The 25993-nt window shown below is 59.9% G+C and carries 25 protein-coding genes; 8 read left to right on the plus strand and 17 right to left on the minus strand.

Annotation, left to right across the window (positions count from 1 at the left end):
• Positions 1-80: 80 nt before the first annotated feature.
• From ABTV22_RS29495 to ABTV22_RS29505, 3 genes are all read right to left on the minus strand, one after another.
• Positions 81-356: an HU family DNA-binding protein gene (locus tag ABTV22_RS29495; protein WP_003213368.1), complete on the minus strand. Its 276-nt coding sequence runs from the start codon at positions 354-356 to the stop codon at positions 81-83.
• Positions 357-550: 194 nt separating this feature from the next.
• Positions 551-1699 carry an NAD(P)/FAD-dependent oxidoreductase gene (locus ABTV22_RS29500; protein WP_433737862.1) on the minus strand — a complete coding sequence of 383 codons (1149 nt, stop codon included), beginning with the start codon at positions 1697-1699 and terminating at the stop codon, positions 551-553.
• Positions 1700-1717: 18 nt separating this feature from the next.
• The gene (locus tag ABTV22_RS29505; protein ID WP_007942683.1) at positions 1718-1888 is read right to left on the minus strand and encodes a rubredoxin; all 171 of its coding nucleotides are present in this window, start codon (positions 1886-1888) and stop codon (positions 1718-1720) included.
• Between the two features lie 199 nt (positions 1889-2087).
• Between ABTV22_RS29505 and ABTV22_RS29510 the strand changes: the two genes are divergently transcribed.
• Complete coding sequence (locus tag ABTV22_RS29510) at positions 2088-2651, plus strand: chorismate--pyruvate lyase family protein (RefSeq protein WP_433737863.1); 564 nt, start codon at positions 2088-2090, stop codon at positions 2649-2651.
• Entirely contained in the window at positions 2651-3541 is an 891-nt protein-coding gene (gene ubiA, locus ABTV22_RS29515) for a 4-hydroxybenzoate octaprenyltransferase (protein WP_433737864.1), read from the plus strand. Before ABTV22_RS29510 ends, ubiA begins: the two co-directional genes overlap by 1 nt.
• A gap of 89 nt (positions 3542-3630) precedes the next feature.
• On the opposite strand, the gene ABTV22_RS29520 is transcribed toward ubiA, so the two are convergent.
• Complete coding sequence (locus ABTV22_RS29520) at positions 3631-4014, minus strand: COG4315 family predicted lipoprotein (protein WP_433737865.1); 384 nt, start codon at positions 4012-4014, stop codon at positions 3631-3633.
• A 152-nt stretch (positions 4015-4166) separates the two neighbouring features.
• Between ABTV22_RS29520 and phoB the strand changes: the two genes are divergently transcribed.
• The 3 genes from phoB to ABTV22_RS29535 all read left to right on the plus strand — a co-directional run bounded on the left by phoB (position 4167) and on the right by ABTV22_RS29535 (position 7678).
• Complete coding sequence (phoB, locus tag ABTV22_RS29525; protein WP_008064504.1) at positions 4167-4856, plus strand: phosphate regulon transcriptional regulator PhoB; 690 nt, start codon at positions 4167-4169, stop codon at positions 4854-4856.
• A gap of 81 nt (positions 4857-4937) precedes the next feature.
• Positions 4938-6224: a phosphate regulon sensor histidine kinase PhoR gene (phoR, locus tag ABTV22_RS29530; RefSeq protein ID WP_433741538.1), complete on the plus strand. Its 1287-nt coding sequence runs from the start codon at positions 4938-4940 to the stop codon at positions 6222-6224.
• 113 nt (positions 6225-6337) lie between these two features.
• On the plus strand, positions 6338-7678 hold the full coding sequence (locus tag ABTV22_RS29535; protein ID WP_433737866.1) for a hemolysin family protein: 1341 nt from the start codon (positions 6338-6340) through the stop codon (positions 7676-7678).
• A 65-nt stretch (positions 7679-7743) separates the two neighbouring features.
• On the opposite strand, the gene ABTV22_RS29540 is transcribed toward ABTV22_RS29535, so the two are convergent.
• The 8 genes from ABTV22_RS29540 to ABTV22_RS29575 all read right to left on the minus strand — a co-directional run bounded on the left by ABTV22_RS29540 (position 7744) and on the right by ABTV22_RS29575 (position 18545).
• Entirely contained in the window at positions 7744-8661 is a 918-nt protein-coding gene (locus tag ABTV22_RS29540) for a peptidoglycan DD-metalloendopeptidase family protein (protein WP_433737868.1), read from the minus strand.
• Between the two features lie 198 nt (positions 8662-8859).
• The gene (locus tag ABTV22_RS29545) at positions 8860-9786 is read right to left on the minus strand and encodes a response regulator (RefSeq protein ID WP_433737869.1); all 927 of its coding nucleotides are present in this window, start codon (positions 9784-9786) and stop codon (positions 8860-8862) included.
• Positions 9787-9955: 169 nt separating this feature from the next.
• Positions 9956-10717, minus strand: a complete 762-nt coding sequence (phoU, locus tag ABTV22_RS29550) for a phosphate signaling complex protein PhoU (protein ID WP_095194608.1) — start codon at positions 10715-10717, stop codon at positions 9956-9958.
• Between the two features lie 106 nt (positions 10718-10823).
• Positions 10824-11657, minus strand: a complete 834-nt coding sequence (pstB, locus tag ABTV22_RS29555) for a phosphate ABC transporter ATP-binding protein PstB (RefSeq protein ID WP_175387254.1) — start codon at positions 11655-11657, stop codon at positions 10824-10826.
• Between the two features lie 201 nt (positions 11658-11858).
• A complete protein-coding gene (pstA, locus tag ABTV22_RS29560; protein ID WP_433737871.1) occupies positions 11859-13529 on the minus strand; it encodes a phosphate ABC transporter permease PstA in 1671 nt (556 codons plus the stop codon).
• Between the two features lie 15 nt (positions 13530-13544).
• Positions 13545-15578: an ABC transporter permease subunit gene (locus ABTV22_RS29565; RefSeq protein ID WP_433741539.1), complete on the minus strand. Its 2034-nt coding sequence runs from the start codon at positions 15576-15578 to the stop codon at positions 13545-13547.
• Between the two features lie 465 nt (positions 15579-16043).
• Positions 16044-17045 (minus strand): phosphate ABC transporter substrate-binding protein PstS, encoded by a 1002-nt coding sequence (locus ABTV22_RS29570; RefSeq protein WP_008045533.1) that lies wholly within the window; start codon positions 17043-17045, stop codon positions 16044-16046.
• A 201-nt stretch (positions 17046-17246) separates the two neighbouring features.
• Positions 17247-18545, minus strand: a complete 1299-nt coding sequence (locus ABTV22_RS29575; protein ID WP_433737872.1) for an MFS transporter — start codon at positions 18543-18545, stop codon at positions 17247-17249.
• A gap of 363 nt (positions 18546-18908) precedes the next feature.
• Here ABTV22_RS29575 and ABTV22_RS29580 point away from each other — a divergent pair, with 363 nt between their 5' ends.
• Both ABTV22_RS29580 and ABTV22_RS29585 read left to right on the plus strand, forming a co-directional pair.
• Positions 18909-19313, plus strand: a complete 405-nt coding sequence (locus ABTV22_RS29580; protein ID WP_007942704.1) for an acyl-CoA thioesterase — start codon at positions 18909-18911, stop codon at positions 19311-19313.
• 70 nt (positions 19314-19383) lie between these two features.
• Entirely contained in the window at positions 19384-20283 is a 900-nt protein-coding gene (locus tag ABTV22_RS29585) for a D-hexose-6-phosphate mutarotase (protein ID WP_433737873.1), read from the plus strand.
• Between the two features lie 76 nt (positions 20284-20359).
• On the opposite strand, the gene ABTV22_RS29590 is transcribed toward ABTV22_RS29585, so the two are convergent.
• The 5 genes from ABTV22_RS29590 to ABTV22_RS29610 all read right to left on the minus strand — a co-directional run bounded on the left by ABTV22_RS29590 (position 20360) and on the right by ABTV22_RS29610 (position 24147).
• Entirely contained in the window at positions 20360-20896 is a 537-nt protein-coding gene (locus ABTV22_RS29590; RefSeq protein WP_433737874.1) for a DUF3299 domain-containing protein, read from the minus strand.
• A gap of 87 nt (positions 20897-20983) precedes the next feature.
• Positions 20984-21229 (minus strand): GlsB/YeaQ/YmgE family stress response membrane protein, encoded by a 246-nt coding sequence (locus tag ABTV22_RS29595; protein ID WP_103395967.1) that lies wholly within the window; start codon positions 21227-21229, stop codon positions 20984-20986.
• Between the two features lie 108 nt (positions 21230-21337).
• A complete protein-coding gene (locus tag ABTV22_RS29600) occupies positions 21338-22420 on the minus strand; it encodes a 5-(carboxyamino)imidazole ribonucleotide synthase (RefSeq protein WP_433737876.1) in 1083 nt (360 codons plus the stop codon).
• Between the two features lie 11 nt (positions 22421-22431).
• Entirely contained in the window at positions 22432-22923 is a 492-nt protein-coding gene (gene purE, locus ABTV22_RS29605; protein ID WP_034149342.1) for a 5-(carboxyamino)imidazole ribonucleotide mutase, read from the minus strand.
• Positions 22924-23229: 306 nt separating this feature from the next.
• A complete protein-coding gene (locus ABTV22_RS29610; protein ID WP_433737877.1) occupies positions 23230-24147 on the minus strand; it encodes a LysR substrate-binding domain-containing protein in 918 nt (305 codons plus the stop codon).
• 180 nt (positions 24148-24327) lie between these two features.
• Here ABTV22_RS29610 and aspA point away from each other — a divergent pair, with 180 nt between their 5' ends.
• A complete protein-coding gene (aspA, locus tag ABTV22_RS29615; protein ID WP_433737878.1) occupies positions 24328-25752 on the plus strand; it encodes an aspartate ammonia-lyase in 1425 nt (474 codons plus the stop codon).
• Positions 25753-25993: the final 241 nt, after the last annotated feature.

Consider the following 25993-nt stretch of genomic DNA (forward strand, 5'->3'; position numbering starts at 1 on the left):
AACAAAAAATGGGCACCCAACTTCAGTTGGCGTGCCCATTCTTTATTCCACTCCCCTGCAAGGCAGGTTCGGGAAACAGATTACGGATTAACACTGTCCTTCAACGATTTACCCGGCTTAAACGCAACGGTGTTGCTGGCCTTGATTTTCACTGGCTCACCAGTTTGCGGGTTTTTGCCGGTGCGGGCGCCGCGGTGGCGTTGCAGGAAGGTGCCGAAACCTACCAGCGTGACGCTGTCTTTGCGGTGCAGGGCGCCAGTGATTTCCTCGAGAACGGCGTTGAGGACGCGGTTGGCCTGCTCTTTGGTGAGGTCTGCTTTTTCAGCAATTGCGGCGGCGAGTTCTGGTTTACGCATGTTAGTGAAGCCCCTTTGACGGTTTTTTGTTGTTATGTCCGTGCTGCTCTCTGCGGAGCAGCGCCCAAAGCGCCGCAGGTGCTCTACTCTGCGGCAGACGGAAGTGAGGATGGCACGCACGGAGGAGCCGCGCCAGTATTGGCGCGACCTTTATATGGGCATTTTGGGGGTGATTCCGACAGAACGACCGGTATTTACGCCAGCAACGCCGGAAGCTCTTTGTTCAGGGCCAATTTTTCCATCACGGCGGCGCCTGTGAGGGCATAACCCAGCAGTTTCCCGCTGGCGTCGCGGCATAGCACCTTGATGTCGGCGCCCTGCCCTTCGACGGTCCAGATACCCTCTGAACCCCTAGGCGGCGGAGAAACGACCAATGGACACACTGGGGTTTTGACGGTGATGGGCATCGGGCCGTAATTGACGACCGTCGGGTTGCCAGCAAGGGTCTGGGCCAGCGCTCGCGCACAGCTCATCAGAGGCATCACGTACAACAGATTCAGCCCATCGACCTCGGCACAGTCGCCCAACGCGTAGATGTTGGCGTGGGAGGTTTGCAGATGACGGTCGACCATCACGCCGCGATTGACCTGCAAACCGGCAGCAGCGGCCAAATCGACGCGTGGACGCAGACCAATGGCCGAGACCACCACGTCGCACGGGATGACCTGGCCGTCGGACAGATGTGCTTCCAGACCATCGGCGACGCGTACCAGACGATTGAGCACCGGCCCGAGGTGGAAACGGGCGCCCAGGCTTTCCAGCCCGGCCTGAACGGCAGCCGCCGCTGCCGGATGCAGCAGGGTCGGCATGACCTGTTCGCACGGTGCAACCAGTTGCACCTCAAAACCACCCAGGCTCAGATCGTTGGCGAACTCGCAGCCAATCAGGCCGGCGCCGAGCAGCAGGACCCGGCGTTTGCCAGCCGCAGCGGCGCGAAAGCGCGCGTAGTCTTCCAGATCATTGATGGGGAATACGCAATCCGTCGCGTCACCTTCGATGGGTACGCGCACGGTTTCGGCGCCCCAGGCCAGGATCAGGTCGCGGTAATACACCGCTTCCTCACCGATCCACAGGCGCTTGTGGCCCGGGTCGATGCCACTGATGCGCGTGTGGGTGCGCACTTCGGCCTTTAACTGTTCGGCCATCGCGCCCGGTTCAGCCATGCTCAGGCCGTCAGCATCTTTGTTTTTGCCGAAGCCGGTGGAAAGCATTGGCTTGGAGTAGGAGCGCCCGTCATCGGCGGTAATCAGCAGCAGCGGGGTTTCGCCATCAAGCTTGCGAAACTCCCTGGCCAGGTTGTAGCCAGCCAATCCGGTGCCGACGATTACGACAGGTGCGTTCATTCCTTACTCCTCAGTTTGTTAAGCGGCGATTTCGATCATTTCAAAATCCATCTTGCCTACACCGCAGTCCGGGCACAGCCAGTCTTCCGGCACGTCTTGCCACAGGGTGCCCGGCGCAATGCCGTCATCCGGCCAGCCATCGGCTTCGTTGTAGATCAGGCCACAAACCACACATTGCCACTTTTTCATTCTGGTATTCCTCAGGGTTCAGGCTTTTGCCGGCACGAACGGTCAATGGTTGGAGCATTGCCGTCCGGCTCAGGGCGTTTTGTACTGATGAGGGCAGGCAGATGCAAGCCTGTTCGGCGCAACGGGCTGCCAGATCACTCAAATTGATGAGCTGACATGTTAAGCTCGCCGCCTCCTTTGCTGCCAATAATGACTCACTGTGCCGCACTCAAAATCCTCCCGTTCGGTCCCGCTCTGGCTCCCTCAAAGCCTGCTGACGCCCCTCCCCGACCCGCTGACCCTCGACTGGCTATTCGATGAAGGATCGCTGACCCGACGCCTGACCCGCCTGTCGCATGACGGTTTCAGTGTCACGCCGCTGTTCGAAGGCTGGCAGACCTTGCGCGCCGATGAATGCACCGCGCTGGACCTGGCCGAAGGCAGTGAAGGCTGGGTGCGCGAGGTGTTTTTAAGGGGAAATGGCCAGGCGTGGGTGTTTGCCCGCAGCGTCGCGGCGCGCAGTGCCTTGCAGGGCGATGGTCTGCACATGGACGAACTGGGCAGCCGCTCCCTGGGTGAGTTGCTGTTTTGCGACCACGCGTTCCAGCGCCGCGCCATCGAGGTTTGTCACTATCCTCAAGCATGGCTGCCGACGGACGTTCAGCGCCCTGAACTGTGGGGCCGCCGCTCGCGCTTCGACCGCGGCAGGTTGAGCGTGCTGGTGGCTGAAATCTTCCTGCCGACCCTGTGGAGCGCCGCTGGCGCCCAACCGGAGAACTGCTGATGTACCAGAGCCTGCTCAAGTCCCTGAATCGCTTGAACCCACGGGCCTGGGATTTCATTCAGCTGACGCGCATGGACAAACCGATCGGCATTTATCTGCTGCTGTGGCCGACGCTGTGGGCGTTGTGGATTGCCGGCAAAGGCTCGCCGTCGCTCGCCAACATCGTGATTTTCGTGCTCGGCGTGGTGTTGACCCGTGCCGGCGGCTGCGTGATCAACGACTGGGCGGACCGCAAGGTCGATGGCCATGTGAAGCGCACCGAACAGCGCCCGCTGCCGAGCGGCAAGATCAGCTCGAAAGAGGCGCTGGTATTTTTTGCATTGCTGATGGGTGTGAGCTTCCTCCTGGTGCTATGCACCAATGCGGCGACGGTCTGGTTATCCTTCGGTGGCTTGGCCTTGGCCTGCACTTATCCGTTCATGAAACGCTACACCTATTATCCGCAAGTGGTGTTGGGTGCGGCGTTTTCCTGGGGGATGCCAATGGCGTTCACCGCCGAAACCGGCGAACTGCCGGCGGTGGCGTGGTTGCTGTGGATCGCGAACCTGTTGTGGACCGTGGGCTACGACACTTACTACGCCATGACCGACCGTGACGACGACCTGAAGATCGGCGTGAAATCCACGGCAATTCTGTTTGGAGAGGCGGACCGGGTGATCATCCTGACCCTGCAGGGGTTGGCATTGGGTTGCCTGCTGCTGGCCGGCTCGAAATTCGAGCTCGGTGGCTGGTTCCACCTTGGCCTGGCAGTGGCGGCAGGCTGCTTTGCCTGGGAGTTCTGGTACACCCGTGACAAGGACCGGATGCGTTGCTTCAAGGCGTTCTTGCACAACCACTGGGCCGGGTTGGCGATTTTCATCGGGATCGTGCTGGATTACGCACTGCGCTGAAAGCTGAAAAGATCGCAACCTGCGGCAGCTCCTACATTGAGATCGTTCTGTAGAAGCTGCCGAAGGCTGTGATCTTTTTGTGATTTACGTTACTTGTGCTCGTGAATGACGTGCCAGACGTCCTTCATTTTGTCGCCCGTCATGTCTCCCGGTGCCTTGTCCTTCACGAACGTGTACAGCGGCTTGCCGTCATATGCGTATTGCATCGTGCCGTCGTCACGCTTGATGACGCTCCACTTGCCTTCGGCCTTGGCACCCGCCGGGGCCATCATTGGCGGCCAGTTCTTGGCGCACTCGTCGTTACACATCGACTTGCCGCCGGAGTCCTTGTCAAAGGTGTACAGGGTCATGCCCTTGTGATCGACCATCATCCCGTCTTTCATCATTGCCGGCTCGGCGGCGAGGGCCAGTGTCGGCAGCGTTAGCGCAGCAGTGACCAGCAGAGCCTTCCAGGATTGAGCAACGTGCTTCATGGAAACCTTCCTTTTGCGGTTGTCAGGATTCGGACTTAGAGCTTAGTTCAGGTTCGTGACAATCGCCGGGCGGCTAAAATACTGTCACACGACTGCAATATTTCCGTTATCTAATGCGGCGCAAGACAGTTAAATGACAAGAGGATTAAGGCATGGTTGGCAGGAGCATTCTGATCGTCGACGACGAAGCGCCCATTCGCGAAATGATCGCCGTTGCGTTGGAAATGGCCGGCTATGACTGCCTGGAGGCGGAGAACTCTCAGCAGGCCCACGCCATTATCGTCGACCGCAAACCCGACCTGATCCTGCTCGACTGGATGCTGCCCGGCACGTCCGGTATCGAACTGGCCCGCCGCCTCAAGCGCGATGAATTGACCGGGGACATCCCGATCATCATGCTCACCGCCAAGGGCGAAGAGGACAACAAGATCCAGGGCCTGGAAGTCGGCGCCGACGATTACATCACCAAACCCTTCTCCCCCCGTGAACTGGTTGCACGCCTGAAAGCCGTTCTACGCCGCGCCGGCCCATCCGATGGCGAAGCGCCGATCGAAGTCGGTGGCCTGCTGCTCGATCCGATCGGCCACCGCGTGACCATCGATGGCAAACCCGCGGAAATGGGTCCGACCGAATACCGACTGCTGCAATTTTTCATGACCCACCAGGAACGCGCCTACACTCGAGGCCAGTTGCTGGATCAGGTCTGGGGCGGCAACGTGTATGTCGAGGAGCGCACTGTCGACGTGCATATCCGCCGCCTGCGCAAAGCCCTCGGCGATGCCTACGAAAATCTGGTACAAACCGTGCGCGGCACCGGCTACCGCTTTTCTACAAAAGCCTGACCCGGACTTTTCCCGCTTTAGAAGTAGACAAGGACGCGCGTTAAAGTGAACCAAAACTGGCATGGCACCCTGATTCGCCACATGCTGCTGCTGGTCACCGCCTGCCTGGTGATCGGCCTGATCACCGGCTACTACGGTTGGAGCCTCGCCGCCGGCCTGGGCATTTACCTGGCCTGGACTCTCAAACAACTGCTGCGCCTGCACGAATGGCTGCGCCTGCATCAACCCGATGAAGCACCACCCGATGGCTACGGCCTGTGGGGCGAGGTGTTCGACAGCATCTACCACCTGCAACGTCGTGACCAACGGGTGCGCGGGCGCTTGCAAGCGGTGATCGACCGGGTTCAGGAGTCCACCGCCGCGTTGAAAGACGCTGTGGTCATGCTCGACAGTGACGGCAACCTGGAATGGTGGAACCGCGCCGCCGAAACCCTGCTGGGCCTCAAGACCCCTCAGGACAGCGGTCAACCGGTAACCAACCTGGTGCGCCATCCGCGCTTCAAGGAATACTTCGAGCAGGACAGCTACGCCGAACCGCTGGAAATCCCCTCGCCGACCAACGACCGGATGCGCATTCAGTTGTACATCACCCGTTACGGCAACAACGAGCACCTGATGCTGGTGCGCGACGTCACACGCATTCATCAGCTTGAGCAAATGCGCAAGGATTTCATCGCCAACGTGTCCCATGAGTTGCGTACGCCGCTGACAGTGATTTGCGGCTATCTGGAAACCCTGCTCGACAATGTCGAGGAAGTGAACCCGCGCTGGAGCCGAGCCCTGCAGCAGATGCAGCAACAGGGCGGGCGCATGCAGACCTTGCTCAATGACTTGCTGCTGCTGGCCAAGCTGGAAGCCACCGACTACCCGTCGGACAACCAGCCCGTGGCCATCGACGGCTTGCTGCAATCGATCAAGAGTGATGCGCAACAACTGTCGGGGCAGAAAAACCAGCACATTACCCTGGAAGCGGACCCGACGATTCTGCTCAAAGGCAGCGAAGCGGAACTGCGCAGCGCGTTTTCCAATCTGGTGTTCAACGCGGTGAAATACACCCAGGCCGAAGGCCATATCCGCATTCGCTGGTGGGGCGATGAACAAGGCGCGCACCTGAGCGTGCAGGACTCCGGTATCGGTATCGACAGCAAACACCTGCCGCGCCTGACGGAACGCTTTTATCGTGTCGACTCCAGCCGCAACTCCAACACCGGCGGCACCGGGCTGGGCCTGGCGATCGTCAAACACGTGCTGTTGCGTCATCGCGCGCGCATGGAGATCAGCAGCGTGCCGGGCCACGGCAGTACCTTTACCTGCCACTTCGCCCCTGCCCAGGTCAGCAAATCCCGTGTGATCAGCACCACCGACTGATACGGGGCACTAGGCAATCGCACGGTCAGCCGCTACATTGGCTGACTTGCGCCTGCCTTTCAGGCGTACTTTTTACTATCCATTCGAATACACGGAACCTGCAAAACTCCATCATGGACCCTTCCCCTGGTTTGACCCTCGCAACAATATTCGCCGACTTCGGCATGATTCTTTTTGCTCTGATCCTGGTTTTGCTCAACGGATTTTTCGTTGCGGCGGAATTTGCCATGGTCAAATTGCGCTCGACCCGGGTCGAAGCCATCGCTGAGCAGCACGGCTGGCGCGGGCACATCCTGCGCACCGTACACAGTCAGCTCGATGCCTACCTGTCGGCGTGCCAATTGGGTATCACCCTCGCCTCCCTGGGCCTGGGTTGGGTCGGTGAACCAGCATTTGCGCACCTTCTGGGCCCCGTGCTGAGTGCCGTCGGCGTGGACTCCGCCGAGCTGGTCAAGGCGGTGTCGTTCTTCACCGCATTCTTCATCATTTCGTACCTGCACATCGTGGTCGGCGAACTGGCACCGAAATCCTGGGCCATCCGCAAACCCGAACTGCTGTCGCTGTGGACGGCGGTGCCGCTGTACCTGTTCTACTGGGCCATGTACCCAGCCATCTACCTGCTCAACGCCAGTGCCAACCAGATCCTGCGTATTGCCGGCCAGGGTGAACCCGGCCCGCACCACGAGCACCATTACAGCCGCGAAGAACTGAAGCTGATCCTGCACTCCAGCCGTGGCCAGGACCCGAGCGACCAAGGTATGCGCGTGTTGGCCTCGGCGGTGGAAATGGGCGAGCTGGAAGTGGTCGACTGGGCCAACTCCCGCGAAGACCTGGTGACCCTGGAAATCAACGCACCGCTCAAGGAAATCCTGGCGATGTTCCGTCGCCACAAATTCAGCCGCTACCCGGTGTACGACAGCGAGCATCAGGAGTTCGTCGGCCTGCTGCACATCAAGGACCTGCTGCTGGAACTGGCAGCCCTGGACCACATTCCCGAGTCGTTCAACCTGGCTGAACTGACCCGCCCGCTGGAACGTGTGTCCCGGCACATGCCGCTGTCGCAATTGCTGGAGCAGTTCCGCAAGGGTGGCTCACACTTTGCCGTGGTTGAAGAGGCGGACGGCAACATCATCGGCTACCTGACCATGGAAGACGTGCTGGAGGTTCTGGTAGGCGACATCCAGGACGAACACCGCAAGGCCGAGCGCGGGATTCTTGCGTACCAGCCAGGCAAACTGCTGGTGCGTGGCGATACACCGCTGTTCAAGGTCGAACGGCTGCTGGGGATCGATCTGGACCACGTCGAAGCCGAGACACTCGCCGGCCTGGTCTATGAAAGCCTCAAGCGGGTGCCGGAAGAGGAAGAAGTGCTGGAAGTCGAAGGTTTGCGGATCATCATCAAGAAGATGAAAGGGCCGAAGATTGTGTTGGCCAAAGTGTTGATGCTCGACTGATTGCCTTTGTAGGAGCCGGCTTGCTGGCGATAGGGGCACCGCGATGCCCCTGCGGCACCCCGTAATCATTCATCGCCAGCAAGTCGGCTCCTACCGCCCAACGCAAAGTTGGGCAACGCCCCCACCGGCTGACTGAACCGGTACGGAATCGACACAAGCCCCATCCCCGTATTGCGCTGCACCACGAAATGCAGATGCGGCCCGCTGCTGTTGCCGGTATTACCCGATAGCGCCAGCGCGCTGCCCACCACCACCCGCTGCCCCTCGCGAACGCTGACCGAGCCTTTCTTCAGGTGCAGGTACACGCCCATGGTCCCGTCGTCGTGCAATATCCGCACGAAATTACCCGATGGATCGCTGCCGCGTCCGGTCTGATTGTTCTCGGTTTTCACCACGACCCCGCCACGAGCGGCGATGATCGGTGTGCCTTCGGGCATGGCGATGTCCATGGCGTAGCGATTCTTCGGCCCGTAGTGGCTGTACTGGCCGTTGGCGCCCTGACTCAGGCGAAAGGGTCCGCCACGCCAGGGGAACGGGTATTGATAGGCCATGGCAGCCCCTGACGGGTCTCCGAGGAAGTACTGGAAGCTTGGGGTATATGCCAGCGGCTTTCCGGGCCGCGTCGCCTTGAGCAACGCCAGACGAATGCTGCTGCGTGCCGGCATTACTCTTCGAATCGGCCGGCTCGGTGCACCGCTGACGTTGTTCAAACTGGCAAAACTCAACTCGATTTCCACCGGCGCATACAGGTCATTGCGCACATACACGCTGTCCATGCCCTTGAGCTTCTTGATGTCGAGGTACACCTGACGCTCCAGGTGCTCGACCATCCGATCGCGAAAAACGAAGACCTTCGAACCCTTGGTGGGGCGATCACTGTAGGAGACCACGCCATCGGCATTGGTGGAGGTGTAAATAGTCATGGCCACAGCCGAGGTGGAGGCCATGAAAAGACCACAGAAAAACAGCAGACGCGGGAACATGGGCAGGGATCTGTCGAGTAAAGCCTGGAAGTTGAGCCTAGCAGTCGGAATTGACCTGCGTAGTCGACAGATGTTTCAAGATGGGCGGATCAGGGTGATAGGTGGTGACCCCTTCGCGGGCAAGCCTCGCTCCTACAGGTCGGTGGAATCTGTAGGAGCGAGGCTTGCCCGCGAAGACGTTTTGTCAGGCGGCTAAAATCATGCACCTGGAATGAAGTGCTTCTGCGCCGTCCCACGAGCAATCAATCGCGAAATGTAATCAAGCTTCTGCGCATCCTGATCGACAAAGCGGAAGGTCAGTTGCAGCCATTCGCTGTCGGGCTTCGGCTCGTGGGCAGCGATGGCGTGCAGGTAACCGTTCAGGCGAGCGGTTTCGGCGCTTTCGCCCTGCTCCAGATCGAGCACCGCGCTGTCGAGCACTTGCGGCAGGCGTTCGGCACGCTTGACCACCAGCAGTGCCTCCTTGAGGCTCAGAGCCTTGATCACGCATTGCTGGATGCCGTTCGGCAAGCGCAGTTGCCCTTGACCACGCCCTCCCCCGGCTGCTGCGGCGGCTACCGGCGCCTTGACCGGTGGGCTGTTGAGCAAGCCACCGCGCGATGGGGCAGCGGCCGCAGGCGCTGCGGGGGCAGCGACGGTCGGCGTCGCCACTGGCGCCTTGCCACCGGTCAACGCATTCAACGAATCGTTGGCGTACGCCGAGACGGTTTTGGTGCTGGCGGTGTTTATCAATGCATCGAGCTTGCCGACCTTGTGCAGCGCCTGCTTGACCTTGGTGATCAGTTGCTCGTTGGTGAACGGCTTGCTGACGTAACCGGATACCCCTGCCTGAATCGCCTGGACAACGTTTTCCTTGTCGCCACGGCTAGTGACCATGACGAACGGCATGCCTTTGAGGCTTTCCTGCTCACGGCACCAGGTCAGTAGCTCCAGACCGGACATTTCCGGCATTTCCCAGTCGCACAGGACCAGATCGAACGCTTCACGGGCCAACAGGGCCTGGGCCTTTCTGCCGTTGACCGCATCTTCGATCCGCATGCCCGGGAAATAGTTACGCAGGCATTTTTTTACCAGGTCACGAATGAACGAGGCATCGTCCACGACCAATACACTGACCTTACTCATCCATCACCCCTATAAAAAATCCCGGCAAGCTTACCGCTATACTGATGGCACTTTGCCAAAAAACCTTCAGTCACGCCGGGACTTTTCGTTCACGGGTGCTGCTTTTCGAATTCGTGAGCCACAAATGAAAACGCCCGGCCAAAAGGCCGGGCGCGTCTCTGGGGCAACCTTACTTATCGTCAGCTTTGCCCGGAACATTAGCGGTTTCGCCGCTTGTTCCTTCAACTTCTTCTTTCATTCGCTTAAGACCCAGGTGGCGCACATCAGTACCGCGCACCAGGTAAATCACCAGTTCCGAGATATTGCGCGCATGGTCGCCGATGCGCTCCAGCGAACGCAGCACCCAGATAATGCTCAAGACCCGCGAGATAGAGCGTGGGTCTTCCATCATGTAGGTCGCCAGCTCACGCAGGGCGGTCTTGTATTCGCGGTCGATGATCTTGTCGTACTGCGCCACCGACAACGCCAGGTCGGCGTCGAAGCGGGCAAACGCGTCCAGGGCATCGCGCACCATGTTGCGTACCTGATCGCCGATGTGACGAACTTCGACGTAACCGCGCGGCGCTTCGCCTTCTTCGCACAACTGGATAGCGCGGCGGGCGATCTTGGTCGCTTCGTCACCGATGCGTTCCAGGTCGATCACCGATTTGGAGATGCTGATGATCAAACGCAAGTCGGATGCCGCCGGCTGACGACGGGCCAGGATGCGCAGGCACTCTTCGTCGATGTTGCGTTCCATCTGGTTGATCTGGTCGTCGATCTCACGCACTTGCTGGGCCAGACCTGAGTCGGCCTCGATCAGCGCGGTTACCGCGTCGTTGACCTGCTTCTCGACCAGCCCGCCCATGGCCAGGAGGTGACTGCGCACTTCCTCAAGCTCAGCGTTGAACTGCTGGGAGATGTGGTGGGTTAAGCCTTCCTTCGAAATCATCTTTTGCTCCGCGATAGCTGTGAGCTGCAAGCTACAAGCTGCAAGCTGTTTTGTGTCGTACTCGAACCGCTACTTGCCGCTTGAAGCGCGCGGCTTGTAGCTACTGCTAGCCGTAACGACCCGTGATGTAGTCTTCGGTCTGCTTCTTCGCCGGATTGGTAAACAGGGTGTCGGTGTCGCCGAATTCAACCAGTTTGCCCATGTACATGAACGCCGTGTAGTCGGAAACCCGCGCGGCCTGCTGCATGTTGTGGGTCACGATCACGATGGTGAACTTGGATTTCAGTTCGTAGATCAGCTCTTCGACTTTCAGCGTCGAGATCGGGTCAAGTGCCGAGCAGGGCTCATCGAGCAGCAGCACTTCCGGCTCGACGGCGATGGTGCGGGCAATCACCAGACGTTGCTGCTGACCACCAGACAGACCCAGTGCCGACTCGTGCAGACGGTCTTTGACTTCATCCCACAGTGCCGCGCCCTTCAATGCCCACTCAACGGCTTCGTCGAGCACACGCTTTTTGTTGATGCCCTGGATGCGCAGGCCGTAGACCACGTTCTCGTAGATGGTCTTCGGGAACGGGTTCGGCTTCTGGAACACCATGCCGACACGACGACGCAGCTCGGCCACATCTTCGCCCTTGCGGTAGATGTTGTTGCCGTACAGGTTGATCGCGCCTTCGACACGGCAGCCATCGACCAGGTCGTTCATGCGGTTGAAGGTGCGCAGCAGCGTGGATTTGCCGCAGCCGGACGGACCGATGAAGGCGGTCACACGCTGTTTCGGGATGTTCATGCTGACGTCGTACAGCGCTTGTTTCTCGCCGTAGAACAGGCTCAGTCCCGGCACTTCGATGGCCACGGTTTCCTGCTCGAGGCTCAGGCTCTGTTTGTCGCGACCCAAGGCCGACATGTTGATGCCGTGGGTATGTGCTTCGTGCTGCATGGGAGGCTCCCTGTGCTAACAAATTCGGTTCAGTGAGCCGCAGGATGTGCCTGCGGTTATGCAATTTTTTGTAGGAGCCAGGCTTATCGGCGAAGGCGTATTTGAAATCGCCTTCGCCGGCAAGCCTGGCTCCTACAGCGATGGGGTCCTTGAAATCGCCATCGCCAGCAAGCTGTGCTCCTACAGGGAGCGGCGGCGTGATTAGCTATCCAGCGCCTTGTACTTCTCGCGCAGGTGGTTACGGATATAAACGGCCGACAGGTTCAATGTCGCGATCACCAGCACCAGCAGCAGCGCCGTGGCGTACACCAGTGGCCGCGCGGCTTCGACGTTCGGGCTCTGGAAGCCGACGTCATAAATATGGAAGCCAAGGTGCATGATCTTCTGGTCCAGATGCAGGTACGGGTAGTTGCCGTCTACCGGCAGCGACGGCGCCAGTTTCACCACACCCACCAGCATCAGCGGCGCCACTTCGCCCGCGGCACGGGCCACGGCGAGGATCATGCCGGTCATCATGGCCGGGCTGGCCATGGGCAGTACGATCTTCCACAAGGTTTCAGCCTTGGTCGCGCCCAGGGCCAACGAGCCTTCACGCACGGTGCGAGGAATCCGCGCCAGGCCTTCCTCGGTGGCCACGATCACCACCGGCACCGCCAGCAGCGCCAGGGTCAACGAAGCCCACAACAGACCCGGTGTGCCGAAGGTCGGCGCCGGCAAGGCTTCGGGGAAGAACAGGCGGTCGAGCGAGCCACCCAACACATAAACGAAGAAGCCAAGGCCAAACACGCCGTACACGATGGCCGGCACGCCCGCCAGGTTGTTCACCGCAATGCGGATCACCCGGGTCAGGGTGTTCTGCTTGGCGTATTCACGCAGGTAGACCGCCGCCAGCACGCCGAACGGGGTCACGATCATCGCCATGATCAGGGTCATCATCACGGTGCCGAAGATCGCCGGGAAGATCCCGCCTTCGGTGTTCGCTTCACGCGGGTCGTCGCTCAGGAATTCCCAGACCTTGCTGAAGTAGAAACCGACTTTGGAGAAGGTGCCCATGGCGTTTGGCTGATAGGCGTGAACCACTTTGCCTAGGCCAATTTCGACTTCCTTGCCATTGGCATCACGGGCGGTCAGGCTGTCGCGGTTGAACTGTGCATGCAGGTCGCTCAGACGCGCTTCCACGTCCTGATATCGGGCATTGAGCTCGGCGCGCTCGGCATCCATGTCCGCTTGCGCGGCCGGGTCGAGCTTGCCTTCCAGTTCCAGTTTGCGACCGTGCAGACGGATGCGCTCGAGACCGGCGTTGATCGCACCGATGTCGGTTTTTTCCAAGGTCTTGAGTTGCGCAGCCAGCTGATTCACGCGATTAATCCGCGCTTGCAGCTCCGGCCATGCCGCTTCGCCTTCAGCGATAACCTTGCCGTCCTGTTTGACGTTGACCAGGTAGCCGTAGAAATTGCCCCACTCACGACGCTCCAGCGCCATCAACTCGACGGGGGTTTTCTGGTTGGTCAGCCACTCGCCGACGGTCCAGGTGAAGTCGTTGCCATTCAAGTCACGGTTGCCGACCTTGATCAGCTCGCGGGTCATGAATTCCGGGCCTTCATCCGGCACCGGCAGGCCAGCGCTCTTGAGACGCGCACGGGGCACTTCTTCCTTTTGAACCACTTCGCCAATGACCAGATGCTGGCCCTGGCCCGGGACGTCGTAGCTGGCGTGAATCAAATCCGCCGGCCAGAAGTGACCCAGACCACGCACGGCAATCACTGCCAGCAGGCCAATGGTCATGATGACCGCGATGGACACCGCGCCACCGCTGATCCAGACGCCTGGGGCGCCGCTCTTGAACCATCCTTTCAGGGAGTTCTGTTTCACAGACTTCTACCTTTCTTAAAGCGACGAGTATTTCTTGCGCAGACGCTGACGAATCAGTTCCGCGAGGGTGTTCATGATGAAGGTGAACAACAGCAGCACCAGCGCCGAGAGGAACAGCACGCGGTAGTGGCTGCCGCCGACTTCCGACTCCGGCATTTCCACCGCGACGTTGGCGGCCAGAGTACGCAGGCCTTCAAACAGGTTCATTTCCATGACCGGGGTGTTGCCGGTGGCCATCAGCACGATCATGGTTTCACCGACCGCACGACCCATGCCGATCATCAACGCCGAGAAGATGCCTGGGCTGGCGGTGAGGATCACCACCCGGGTCATGGTTTGCCAAGGCGTGGCACCGAGGGCCAGGGAACCGAGGGTCAAACCGCGCGGCACGCTGAACACGGCGTCTTCGGCGATGGAGTAGATGTTCGGAATGACCGCAAAACCCATGGCCAGGCCGACCACCAGTGCGTTGCGCTGGTCGTAGGTGATGCCCAGGTCGTGGGAGATCCACATGCGCATGTCACCACCGAAGAACCAGTTCTCCATGAACGGGCTCATGTACAGCGACAGCCAACCCACGAACAGGATCACTGGAATCAGCAGGGCACTTTCCCAGCCGTCAGGGATTTTCAGGCGGATCGACTCAGGCAGGCGGCTGAAGGTGAAACCGGCGACCAGGATGCCGATCGGCAGCAGCATCAGCAGGCTGAAGATGCCCGGCAGGTGCCCTTCCACATAAGGCGCGAGGAACAGACCGGCGAAGAAACCGAGGATCACCGTCGGCATCGCTTCCATCAGCTCGATCACCGGCTTGACCTTGCGGCGCATGCCTGGGGCCATGAAGTACGCGGTATAGATCGCAGCGGCGACGGCCAGAGGCGCGGCCAGCAACATGGCGTAGAACGCGGCTTTCAGGGTGCCGAACGTCAGTGGCGACAGGCTCAGCTTCGGTTCGAAATCGGTGTTGGCGGCGGTCGATTGCCAGACGTATTTAGGCTCGTCGTAGTTCTCGTACCAGACCTTGCTCCACAGCGCGCTCCACGACACTTCCGGGTGCGGGTTGTCCAGCAGCAGCGGGTGAATCTTGCCGCCGGATTCCACGATTACGCGGTTGGCCCGTGGCGACAGACCGAACAGGCCCTGGCCTTCGACCACCTGGTCGACCAGCAAGGTGCGGTGCGCGGTGCTGTGGAACACGCCGAGCTTGCCCGATGCATCCAGTGCAACGAAGCCTTTGCGGCGCTCTTCAGCGGTGATTTCCACAATCGGCGTAGTGCCCATCTGGAAGGTACGGATCTGCTTCAGGCGCTGTTCGCCATCGTGATCGCGAGCCATGAACCACTGGGCCAGGCCACCCTTGGAGTCGCCCACGATCAGCGAAATGCCGCCGACCAACTGAGTGCTGGCGGTGACTTGAGCGTCACCGTCTTCCAGCAGTTTGTAACGGCCATTGAGGCTCTTGTCGCGCAGGCTGAACACGTCGGCCTGGGCACGACCGTTCACCACGTACAGCCACTGCTGGCGCGGGTCGACGAAGATGTTCTTCACCGGCTCGGTCATTTGCGGCAGATCGATACGCTTCTGCTCATTGGTGATTTCGCCGGTCATCATGTTTTCTTCGCTGGTCAGCGAAAGCACATTGAGTTGCGAACCGGTGGAGCCAACCAGCATCAGGGTCGAATCGGTGGCGTTGAGGCTGACATGCTCCAAGGCACCGCCAGCTTCGTTCAGCGCAATTGGCGATTCGCCGTATGGATACTCGACGGCTGGCGTGATGGTTTTCTTGCCATCTGGATAGCTGACTTTATAGGTGTGACGGAACACCAGGGCCTGGCCGTTGGACAGACCGACCGCCACCAGCGGGTGACCTGGCTGGTCCTCGCCAATGGAGGTCACCGTTGTGCCCGCCGGAACCGGCAGATCGACGCGCTTGAGTTCAGCGCCACTGTCGATGTCGAAGAACAGCGCCTGGCCTTTGTCGGAAACCCGCATGGCCACCTGGTTCTGCTCTTCCAGGGAAATCATCAATGGCTTGCCGGCATCTTGCATCCAGGCAGGCGTGATGGCGTCCTTGGCGGTCAGGCTTGCTCCCTGAAACAGAGGGGCTACGACGTAGGCGAGGAAGAAGAAGATGAGCGTGATCGCGCCGAGCACTGCGAGGCCGCCCACGAGGACGTACCAGCGCGTCAAACGATCCTTGAGCGCGCGAATGCGGCGCTTGCGTTGTAGCTCAGGCGTATTGAAATCAATTCGCTTGGGGGGATTTGTAGTCATGTTGGAATTGGCCAGATCATTCATTCGCACACCCTAGCGATCCTGTATGACAGAAAGATGACAGTGCAGTGACGCAACAAATCCGCCGCCAGCGGGAACTGGCAGTGGATCGAAAATTTGGGGGATGTAGGAGCCGGCTTGCTGGCGATGGCCGCACCGTGGCGAGCCTGTCGGACCGAGCCGATCCTTTCGCCAGCAAGCCGGCTCCTACAGGTCTGGGTTTACCCCAGACCTAGGGTGTTACTTTTTTGCGACTTCAGCGCCGCCTTCCGCCAGACCCAGGTCAGCCAGTGCTTTTGCAGCAACCTTGGCTGGCAGTGGGATGTAGCCGTCTTTCACTACCACTTCCTGGCCCTGTTTAGACAGAACCAGTTTCACGAACTCGGCTTCCAGCGGGGCCAGAGGCTTGTTCGGGGCTTTGTTGACGTATACGTACAGGAAGCGCGACAGCGGGTACTTGCCGTTCAGGGCGTTTTCTTCGGTGTCTTCGATGAAGTCCTGGCTGCCTTTCTTGGCCAGGGCCACGGTCTTCACGCTAGCGGTTTTGTAGCCGATGCCCGAGTAACCGATGCCGTTCAGCGAGGAGCTGATCGACTGCACGACCGAAGCCGAGCCTGGTTGTTCGTTGACGTTTGGCTTGTAGTCGCCTTTGCACAGGGCTTCTTCCTTGAAGTAGCCGTAGGTGCCGGATACCGAGTTACGACCGAACAGCTGAACTGGCTTGTTGGCCAGGTCGCCGGTCACACCCAGGTCACCCCAGGTTTTCACTTCGGTTTTAGCGCCGCACAGACGAGTGGACGAGAAGATCGCGTCGACCTGTTCCATGGTCAGGTGCTGGATCGGGTTGTCCTTGTGTACGAATACAGCCAGGGCGTCCACGGCAACCGGAATAGCGGTTGGCTTGTAGCCGTATTTCTGTTCGAAGGCAGCCAGTTCGGTGTCCTTCATCTTGCGGCTCATCGGGCCCAGGTTGGAGGTGCCTTCAGTCAGCGCAGGTGGCGCGGTGGCGGAGCCAGCGGCCTGAATCTGGATGTTTACGTTCGGGTATTCTTTCTTGTAGTTCTCAGCCCAGAGGGTCATGAGGTTGGCAAGGGTATCGGAGCCGACGCTGGACAGGTTGCCCGACACACCAGTGGTCTTGGTGTAGCTCGGGATAGCAGGGTCAACAGCGGCAACCGCGTTGGCGGTCGCAACGCCAGCAGCGACAAAAGTCATTGCCGCCATCAAACGCTTCAGTTTCATGCCTTACTCCTAGCAGATAGGGTGTGTTAATTCGGGGCCAAGTATCAGCAGGCCGTGTGAACACTCTATGGCTGAAATATGACAATTGGATGAAAGGCCAGTATTCGGTGTTTCTAAGTAATACCGCGTAATCGTTGATCGCCAGCAAGCCGGCTCCTACAAATCACTGTAGGAGCCGGCTTGCTGGCGATGAGGCCAGAACTAGCGCCCCTTCTTCCAGAGATACGCCCCCACCAGAATCCCCACCCCACAAAGCACCGCCACATAATAAGCAGGCCCCATCGCACTTTCCTTGAGCAGCAGGCTGACGACCATCGGCGTCAGGCCACCGAAAATGGCATAGGCGACGTTGTAGGAAAACGACAGGCCGCTAAAGCGCACCACTGGCGGGAACGCCTTGACCATCACGTACGGCACGGCGCCAATGGTGCCGACCAACAGACCGGTCAGGGCGTACATCGGGAACAGCCAGTCAGGATGGTCGGCCAGGCTGTGGTAGAAGGTCCAGGAGCTGGCCAGCAATGCAGCGCAACCGAACACAAAGACGCGACCCGCACCGAAGCGATCCGCCAGCGCACCGGAAATGACGCAGCCAAAGCTCAGCAGCACGATCGCCACGCTGTTGGATTGCAGTGCCGTGGTTGGCGAGAAGTGGTAGACCGTCTGCAGCACGGTCGGGGTCATCAGGATCAGGACCACAATGGCGGCGGACAACAGCCAGGTCAGTAGCATCGAAATGGCAATCGCCCCACGATGATCACGCAACACCGCACGCAACGGCACTTCTTCAGCCAGGGCCTTGCGCTGTTGCAGCTCGGCAAACACCGGGGTTTCGTGCAACCAACGGCGCAGGTAAACGGAGAACAGGCCGAACACACCGCCCAACAGGAACGGAATCCGCCAGGCGTAATCCGAAACTTCCACCGGGGTGTAAATACTGTTGATTGCCGTGGCAACCAGAGAGCCGAGCAAAATGCCCGCTGTCAGGCCACTGGTCAGGGTCCCACAGGCATAGCCAACATGTCGTTGCGGCACGTGTTCGGAAACGAAGACCCAGGCGCCCGGCACCTCACCACCAATCGCCGCACCCTGGATCACCCGCATCAACAGCAACAGGATCGGCGCCCACATGCCGATCTGCGCATAGGTTGGCAGCATGCCCATGATCAGGGTCGGTACCGCCATCATGAAAATACTTAAGGTGAACATCTTCTTGCGGCCCAGCAGGTCGCCGAAGTGCGCCATCACGATGCCGCCCAGCGGTCGCGCCAGGTAGCCGGCGGCGAAGATGCCGAAGGTCTGCATCAGGCGCAGCCACTCGGGCATGTCTGCCGGGAAAAACAGCTTGCCCACCACCGTGGCGAAGAACACGAAGATGATGAAGTCGTAAAACTCCAGCGCACCGCCCAGTGCCGACAATGAAAGCGTCTTGTAGTCGCTGCGGGTCAGCGGACGTGCGGGTTGTGTAGGCTGCGCGATACTCGAGGGCGCTGTGGTCATGGCAAGGGTTTCTCTTATAGTCAGGTCTGTCGCCCCAACAACGCTGGCAAGGGCTCGGGCAGGTCCGGCACGATAACAAATTGTTCGAAAAAGCACATAGAGGCGCGTATTTGACGGTCAAAATGAGAACCGGACGGTCGTATCGGAGTCTATCGACCGATATACTCGCAACTATGCAACATCTTGAAAGGGTTGCTGTGCGAAAGCGCCTGTCAGGTTCATAGGCGATTTCGCAGAGTTTCCCTTTAGGCGCCTTTATGGAAAACGTGACGAACGTAGTATGTTCGGTGCTGAATCGTTTTTCCGAAGACGGCTACTCACTGAAAGACCAACGAAGAGTCACGGGTCAGAGGCACCCCCGGCATGATAGAGCTCGAACAAGAAGATCCGATCCCGCAAGGCGACCTGGCCCTGCAAATCACTGCGCTTCCCCGCGAAACCAACGGCTTTGGCGATATTTTCGGCGGCTGGCTGGTGGCGCAGATGGATTTGGCAGGCACTGCAATGGCCAGCAAGGTTGCCGGTGGCCGCGTGGCCACGGTTGCGATCGATCGCATGGCGTTTCTGGTTCCGGTGGCAGTGGGCGCTCAGCTCTCCTTTTATACCCAGGCACTGGAAATCGGTCGCAGCTCGATCAAGATGATGGTCGAGGTCTGGAGCGACGATCCGCTGTCCAGCGAGTGGCGCAAAGTCACCGAAGCGGTGTTCGTGTTCGTCGCCATTGATGGCAGCGGCCGCACTCGCTCGGTTCCACCTCGCGCTCGTTAAAGCGCCTCGTTAAACCCGGCGACCGTTTTACGGTCCATTGCAGTCCTGATTACTGATCGAGAGCTGTCCCATGAGCACGCCCAACGTTGAAGCCGTGAAACTGGATGAACTGAACTGCTGGCGCATTCGCCACGGTCAGGCCGAATTGTTGGTGGCCCAGCAAGGCGCGCACATCCTTAGTTATCAGGTCGACGGTCAGCCACCGCTGATCTGGCTGAACGAGAAGGCCGAATTCAAGACCGGCAAAAGCATCCGTGCCGGCGTGCCCGTGTGCTGGCCGTGGTTTGGCAACTTCTCGCGCAACCCGCAGAGCGTGCAGGCCATGCGCGTCAGCAACGAGCCGCCAAGCGCCCATGGACTGGTGCGGGCGATGGATTGGGAGCTGGGTGGCATCGAAACCGAGGGCGACAGCCTGAAGGTCGAGTTCCTCCTGCCTTATCCCGAAGGTGGTCTGCCAGGCTGGCCGCATCAGGTGGATTTGAAGTTGAGCATTCGCTTGGATGAACAACTGCACATCAACCTGACCAGCCACAACCAGAGTGCTGAAACAGTGACCATCAGCCAGGCGCTGCACAGCTACTTTGCTGTCAGCGATGTGCGCAACGTACATGTAGATGGCGTGAATGGCCTTAGCTACATCGAGACGCTGGAGGACTGGAAAACCAAGTCGCAAACCGGCGACTTGCGTTTTACTGGCGAAACCGACCGCATCTACCTCAATCCCCCCGAGAAGCTGAGCATTGTCGACCCGACCTGGGAACGACGCATCGAATTGACCAGCAGCGGTTCACGCTCGGCAGTGATCTGGAACCCATGGATTGATCGCGCCGCGGCATTCAGCGACATGGCCGACGATGGCTGGCAGCGCATGCTGTGCATCGAGACGGCGAATGTGATGGACGACGTGGTGGTGTTGGCGCCGGGTGCCAGTCATACCCTGGGCGTGAGTGTAAGCAGCGCTTCACTCTGAACCTGTAGGAGCCGGCTTGCTGGCGATGGCATTCCCGGGATTGCTATCGCCAGCAAGCCGGCTCCTACGATGTTTTTTACAGGTCTGATTCCTTGACCACCCGCACCTTCGCCGCATCCAGCGCATACGCCGCATCCGCCAGGTCATTGCTGACCTTCTCGATCTTCAGCGTGCCGGTGACCCACAGCGGGGTGTAGATATCATTGAGCTTCAGGCCCTTGGGGTAACGCACCAGCACCAGCTGATTGGGCGGTGGCGGCGGTACGTGGATGCAAGCGCCCGGATACGGTACGAGGAAGAACAACGTGCTGTGCCCCTTCGCATCGGTTTCCAGCGGCACCGGATAACCGCCCAACCGGATGTTTTTGTCGTTCATCGACGCCACGGTTTTGGTCGAATACATCACCGCCGGCAGGCCTTTGCTCTGCTTCATGCCACCCTTTTCGGTAAAGGTGCCAGTGGCCTCGGGGGAGTTGTGGTCGATCTCGGGCATGGCCTCGAGGGCTTTCTGGTCTGACTTGGGCATCAGTTCGAGCCAGTCGGTTTCCGGCAAATCGCCGGCATGGGCAAGGCCCGCACCCAGGAAAAGAAGCGATAAAAGAAGACGGCGCATGTAAGTGCTCGACAAAGGAATGGACGTGAAGCGCCGAGCATTCTAGCCCTCCCGGCTTGCGCAGCCGAGAGGACTTTGTCGCCTGGATCAGTTCTTTTTGATCAGACCGTAGATCACCAGCAATACCACGGCGCCGACCAGTGCACCGACGAACCCGGCGCCTTGGCCTGCCTGGTAAATGCCCAGGGCCTGACCGCCGTAAGTGGCCGCCAGCGAACCGCCGATACCGAGCAGGATGGTCATGATCCAGCCCATGCTGTCATCGCCCGGTTTCAGGAACCGCGCCAGCAGGCCGACGATCAAGCCGATAAAGATGGTTCCGATGATTCCCATGGCATTTTCCTCTGAATGGACAGGTACACCAAAGCCTAGACAGACTTTGGCATCCTGCCATGAGAGAACGGCGGACTCTCAATGATTCCGCCGCTGCCATGAAACGGTTTACTCGGCGATCAGCGCTTCGACCTTGAGGATCTGCGCGGCCAGTGTTTCACGGTCGACACAGCGCAGGTTGGCGTGACCGACCTTGCGTCCGACCTTGAACGCCTTGCCGTAGTGATGCAGATGGCAATCGGCGATGGCCAGAACCTTTTCGGTCTCCGGTACTTTACCGATGAAGTTGAGCATCGCGCTTTCGCCAACCTTGGCGGTCGACCCCAGCGGCAGGCCGGCCACCGCCCGCAGGTGGTTTTCGAACTGGCTGCACTCGGCGCCTTCGGTGGTCCAGTGCCCGGAGTTGTGTACGCGCGGTGCGATTTCGTTGGCCTTGAGGCCACCGTCGACTTCGAAGAACTCGAACGCCATCACGCCAACGTAGTCCAGCTGCTTGAGCACACGGCTGGAGTAATCCTCCGCCAAGCCCTGCAGTGGGTGATCGGTGCTGGCCACAGACAGCTTGAGAATGCCGCTGTCGTGGGTGTTGTGGACCAGTGGGTAGAACTTCGTTTCGCCATCGCGTGCACGCACGGCGATCAGCGAGACTTCACCGGTGAACGGCACGAAGCCTTCCAGCAGGCAGGCCACGCTGCCCAGTTCGGCGAAAGTGCCAACCACGTCCTCAGGGGTGCGCAGCACTTTCTGGCCCTTGCCGTCGTAACCCAAGGTGCGGGTTTTGAGCACGGCCGGCAGACCGATGGACGCCACGGCGGCGTCCAGGTCAGCCTGAGACTGAATGTCGGCGAACGCCGGGGTCGGAATCCCCAGGTCCTTGAACATGCTCTTTTCGAACCAGCGATCACGGGCGATACGCAGCGCTTCGGCACTCGGATAGACCGGCACGAATTGCGACAGGAACGCCACGGTTTCCGCCGGGACGCTCTCGAATTCGAAAGTCACCAGATCGACTTCATCGGCCAGCTGACGCAGGTGATCCTGATCGCCGTAATCGGCACGCAGGTGTTCGCCCAATGCAGCGGCACAGGCGTCCGGCGCCGGGTCCAGGAAAGCGAAGTTCATGCCCAGCGGAGTCCCCGCCAGCGCCAACATGCGACCCAACTGGCCGCCACCGATTACACCGATCTTCATCGTCAACAACCTCAGGCGATGCGTGGGTCTGGATTTTCCAGGACGCTGTCTGTCTGCTCAGCACGGAAGGTTTTCAGCACTTCGTGGAACTGCGGGTGCTTGGCGCCCAGGATACTGGCCGACAGCAGCGCTGCGTTGATCGCGCCAGCCTTGCCGATGGCCAGGGTGGCGACCGGGATGCCCGCCGGCATCTGCACGATGGACAACAGCGAATCGACACCCGAGAGCATGGCCGACTGCACCGGCACACCCAGCACTGGCAGGTGGGTCTTGGCCGCACACATGCCAGGCAAGTGGGCCGCGCCACCGGCACCGGCGATGATCACCTCGATGCCACGCGCCTCCGCTTCTTCAGCGTACTGGAACAGCAGGTCCGGGGTGCGGTGGGCAGAGACCACTTTCACCTCGTAAGGGATGCCGAGCTTTTCCAGCATATCGGCGGTGTGGCTAAGGGTGGACCAATCGGACTTGGAGCCCATGATCACGCCAACCAGTGCACTCATCGTCGTGCCTCTTCTCTCTGGGCGCCCGCAGGCGCGTCAAAAAACAACAAGCCACGCATTTTGCGTGGCTTGATTGTACGAATTATGGCCGGATGAACCGACCGAAGGCCGCGCAGTATACCGCAATACGGCAGATAAACAGCCCCCGTTTCGACCATCTGTCATACGACGCAAAGCCCCGGTTTTATTGACTCTAAGGTCAATGCTCCGTATCGCCAATCCTTTGTAGGAGCCGGCTTGCTGGCGATACTTACAACGCGGTTTAACAGGCAGAGCAATGTGCCCGGATCGCCAGCAAGCCGGCTCCTACAGACCGGTAGGGGTTTGCGCAGCCCCACCTTCGAGCTTGCGCCACAACAATCTCACGTTGGCTTTACGCACCAGCGCGCAGCGATACAGTCGAATTTCCAGCGGCACATGCCACTGCGGCCCGCCGCACACCACCAGTTCACCGCGAGCCAGTTCGGCGCGCACGCTAAGATGCGGCACCCAGGCAATGCCCAGCCCTTCCAGCGCCATGCTCTTGAGGCTATCGGCCATGGCAGTCTCGTAGATGGTGGTGAAACGCAGCGCGCGTTGGCGAAGCAGCATATTCACCGATCGCCCCAGAAACGCCCCGGCGCTATAAGCCAGCAACGGCACGCTGCCCTCGCCCTCCAGATCGAACAGCGGCTTGCCCTCGGCATCCGCTGCGCACACCGGCAGCATCTCGGTATGCCCCAGGTGCAGCGACGGGAAAATTTCCGGGTCCATCTGCATCGCCGCATCGGGATCGTAGAACGCCAGCATCAGGTCGCAGCCGCCTTCGCGCAGCGCGTGCACGGCGTCGCCGACGTTGGTCGCCACCAGCCGTGTGGCGATGTTCAAGCCTTCGTTGCGCAGCTGCGCAATCCAGCGCGGGAAGAAACCCAGCGCCAACGAGTGTGCGGCAGCGACCTGCATCACTTCGCCCTGCCCGCCTTCCAGGTGATGAAGATGGCGCAGCACTTCGCCCAGCTGTTCGACCACGGTGCGCGCGGTCACCAAAAACAACTGCCCCGCCGCCGTCAGCTCGATCGGCGTGCGCGAGCGGTTGACCAGTGTCAGTCCCAGCGCGGCTTCAAGGCTACGGATCCGTCGACTGAAAGCCGGCTGGGTCACGAAGCGTCGCTCCGCCGCCTGGGAGAAGCTGCGGGTGGCGGCCAGGGCACTGAAGTCCTCCAGCCATTTACTTTCCAGATTCATCACGTCCTCCCGGACACGCACCAATTTAGGTCACACGCTCGCCGCGAACGCGGCGTCACACGCGCATTATGCCGAATATGCATAGGGCAGTGTTTAACAGCATTGGCCCAAAAATCTCCACAAGCCTAGCATTTGCAGTGTTCCGGCACAGACCGGGTCCATATCGAGATGATTTCTATCATGTCCTCCGCTGCATCCTTCCGCACAGAAAAAGACCTGCTTGGCAAACTCGAAGTACCGGCTCACGCGTACTACGGCATCCAGACCCTACGAGCGGTGAATAACTTCCGTCTCTCCGGCGTTCCGATTTCGCATTACCCGAAGCTGGTTGTCGGCCTGGCCATGGTCAAACAAGCCGCTGCTGACGCTAACCGCGAACTGGGTCACCTGAGTGAAGCCAAGCACGCCGCCATCAGCGAAGCCTGCGCACGACTGATCCGCGGCGATTTCCACGAAGAGTTCGTGGTGGACATGATTCAAGGCGGCGCTGGCACTTCGACCAACATGAATGCCAACGAAGTCATCGCCAACATCGCGCTGGAGGCCATGGGTCACCAGAAGGGCGAATACCAATACCTGCACCCGAACAACGACGTGAACATGGCGCAGTCGACCAACGACGCCTACCCGACGGCGATCCGCCTGGGTCTGCTGTTGGGCCACGACTCCCTGCTGGCCAGCCTCGACAGCCTGATCCAGTCGTTCGCGGCCAAAGGTGAAGAATTCGCACACGTCCTGAAGATGGGTCGTACCCAGCTGCAAGACGCCGTGCCGATGACCCTCGGCCAGGAATTCCGCGCTTTCGCCACCACGTTGGGCGAAGACCTGGCCCGTCTGAAGACGCTGGCCCCGGAACTGCTGACTGAAGTGAACCTGGGCGGTACCGCCATCGGCACCGGCATCAACGCCGACCCGCGTTACCAGCACCTGGCCGTTCAGCGCCTGGCCCTGATCAGCGGTCAACCGCTGGTTCCGGCAGCCGACCTGATCGAAGCCACCTCCGACATGGGCGCCTTCGTGCTGTTCTCCGGCATGCTCAAGCGCACCGCCGTCAAGCTGTCGAAGATCTGCAACGACCTGCGTTTGCTGTCCAGCGGCCCGCGTACCGGCATCAATGAAATCAACCTGCCAGCGCGTCAGCCGGGCAGCTCGATCATGCCAGGCAAGGTCAACCCGGTAATCCCGGAAGCCGTGAACCAGGTTGCATTCCAGGTCATCGGTAACGACCTGGCTCTGACCATGGCGGCCGAAGGCGGCCAACTGCAACTGAACGTGATGGAGCCGCTGATCGCCTTCAAGATCCTCGACTCGATCCGCCTGCTGCAACGCGCCATGGACATGCTGCGCGAGCACTGCATCGTCGGCATCACCGCCAACGAAGAACGCTGCCGTGAACTGGTCGAGCACTCGATCGGTCTAGTGACTGCGCTGAACCCGTACATCGGCTATGAAAACGCCACCCGCATCGCCCGTATCGCCCTTGAAAGCGGCCGTGGCGTGCTGGAACTGGTGCGTGAAGAAGGTTTGCTCGACGACGCCATGCTCGCCGACATCCTGCGCCCGGAAAACATGATTGCTCCGCGTCTGGTGCCTCTGAAGGCCTGACCCGACGCGTTATTGGTAGCACCGCTCACCAGGTCGAGGGACTAGACACCTCTCACCTTTTGAGGGCCTGGAGATCACTCTCCAGGCCCTTTTTTTTGTTCGGATTTTGCAGTGCTCATGCTGACCTTTTCGCTGATCGGTTACAGTGCGAAAAACCCTGTAGGAGCGAGCCTGCTCGCGAAAGCGGTGTGTCAGTCGACATCAATGCAGGATGATCAACTGCATTCGCGAGCAGGCTCGC

Source organism: Pseudomonas putida (assembly GCF_050990305.1).
Taxonomy (GTDB): Bacteria; Pseudomonadota; Gammaproteobacteria; order Pseudomonadales; family Pseudomonadaceae; genus Aquipseudomonas; species Aquipseudomonas putida_AH.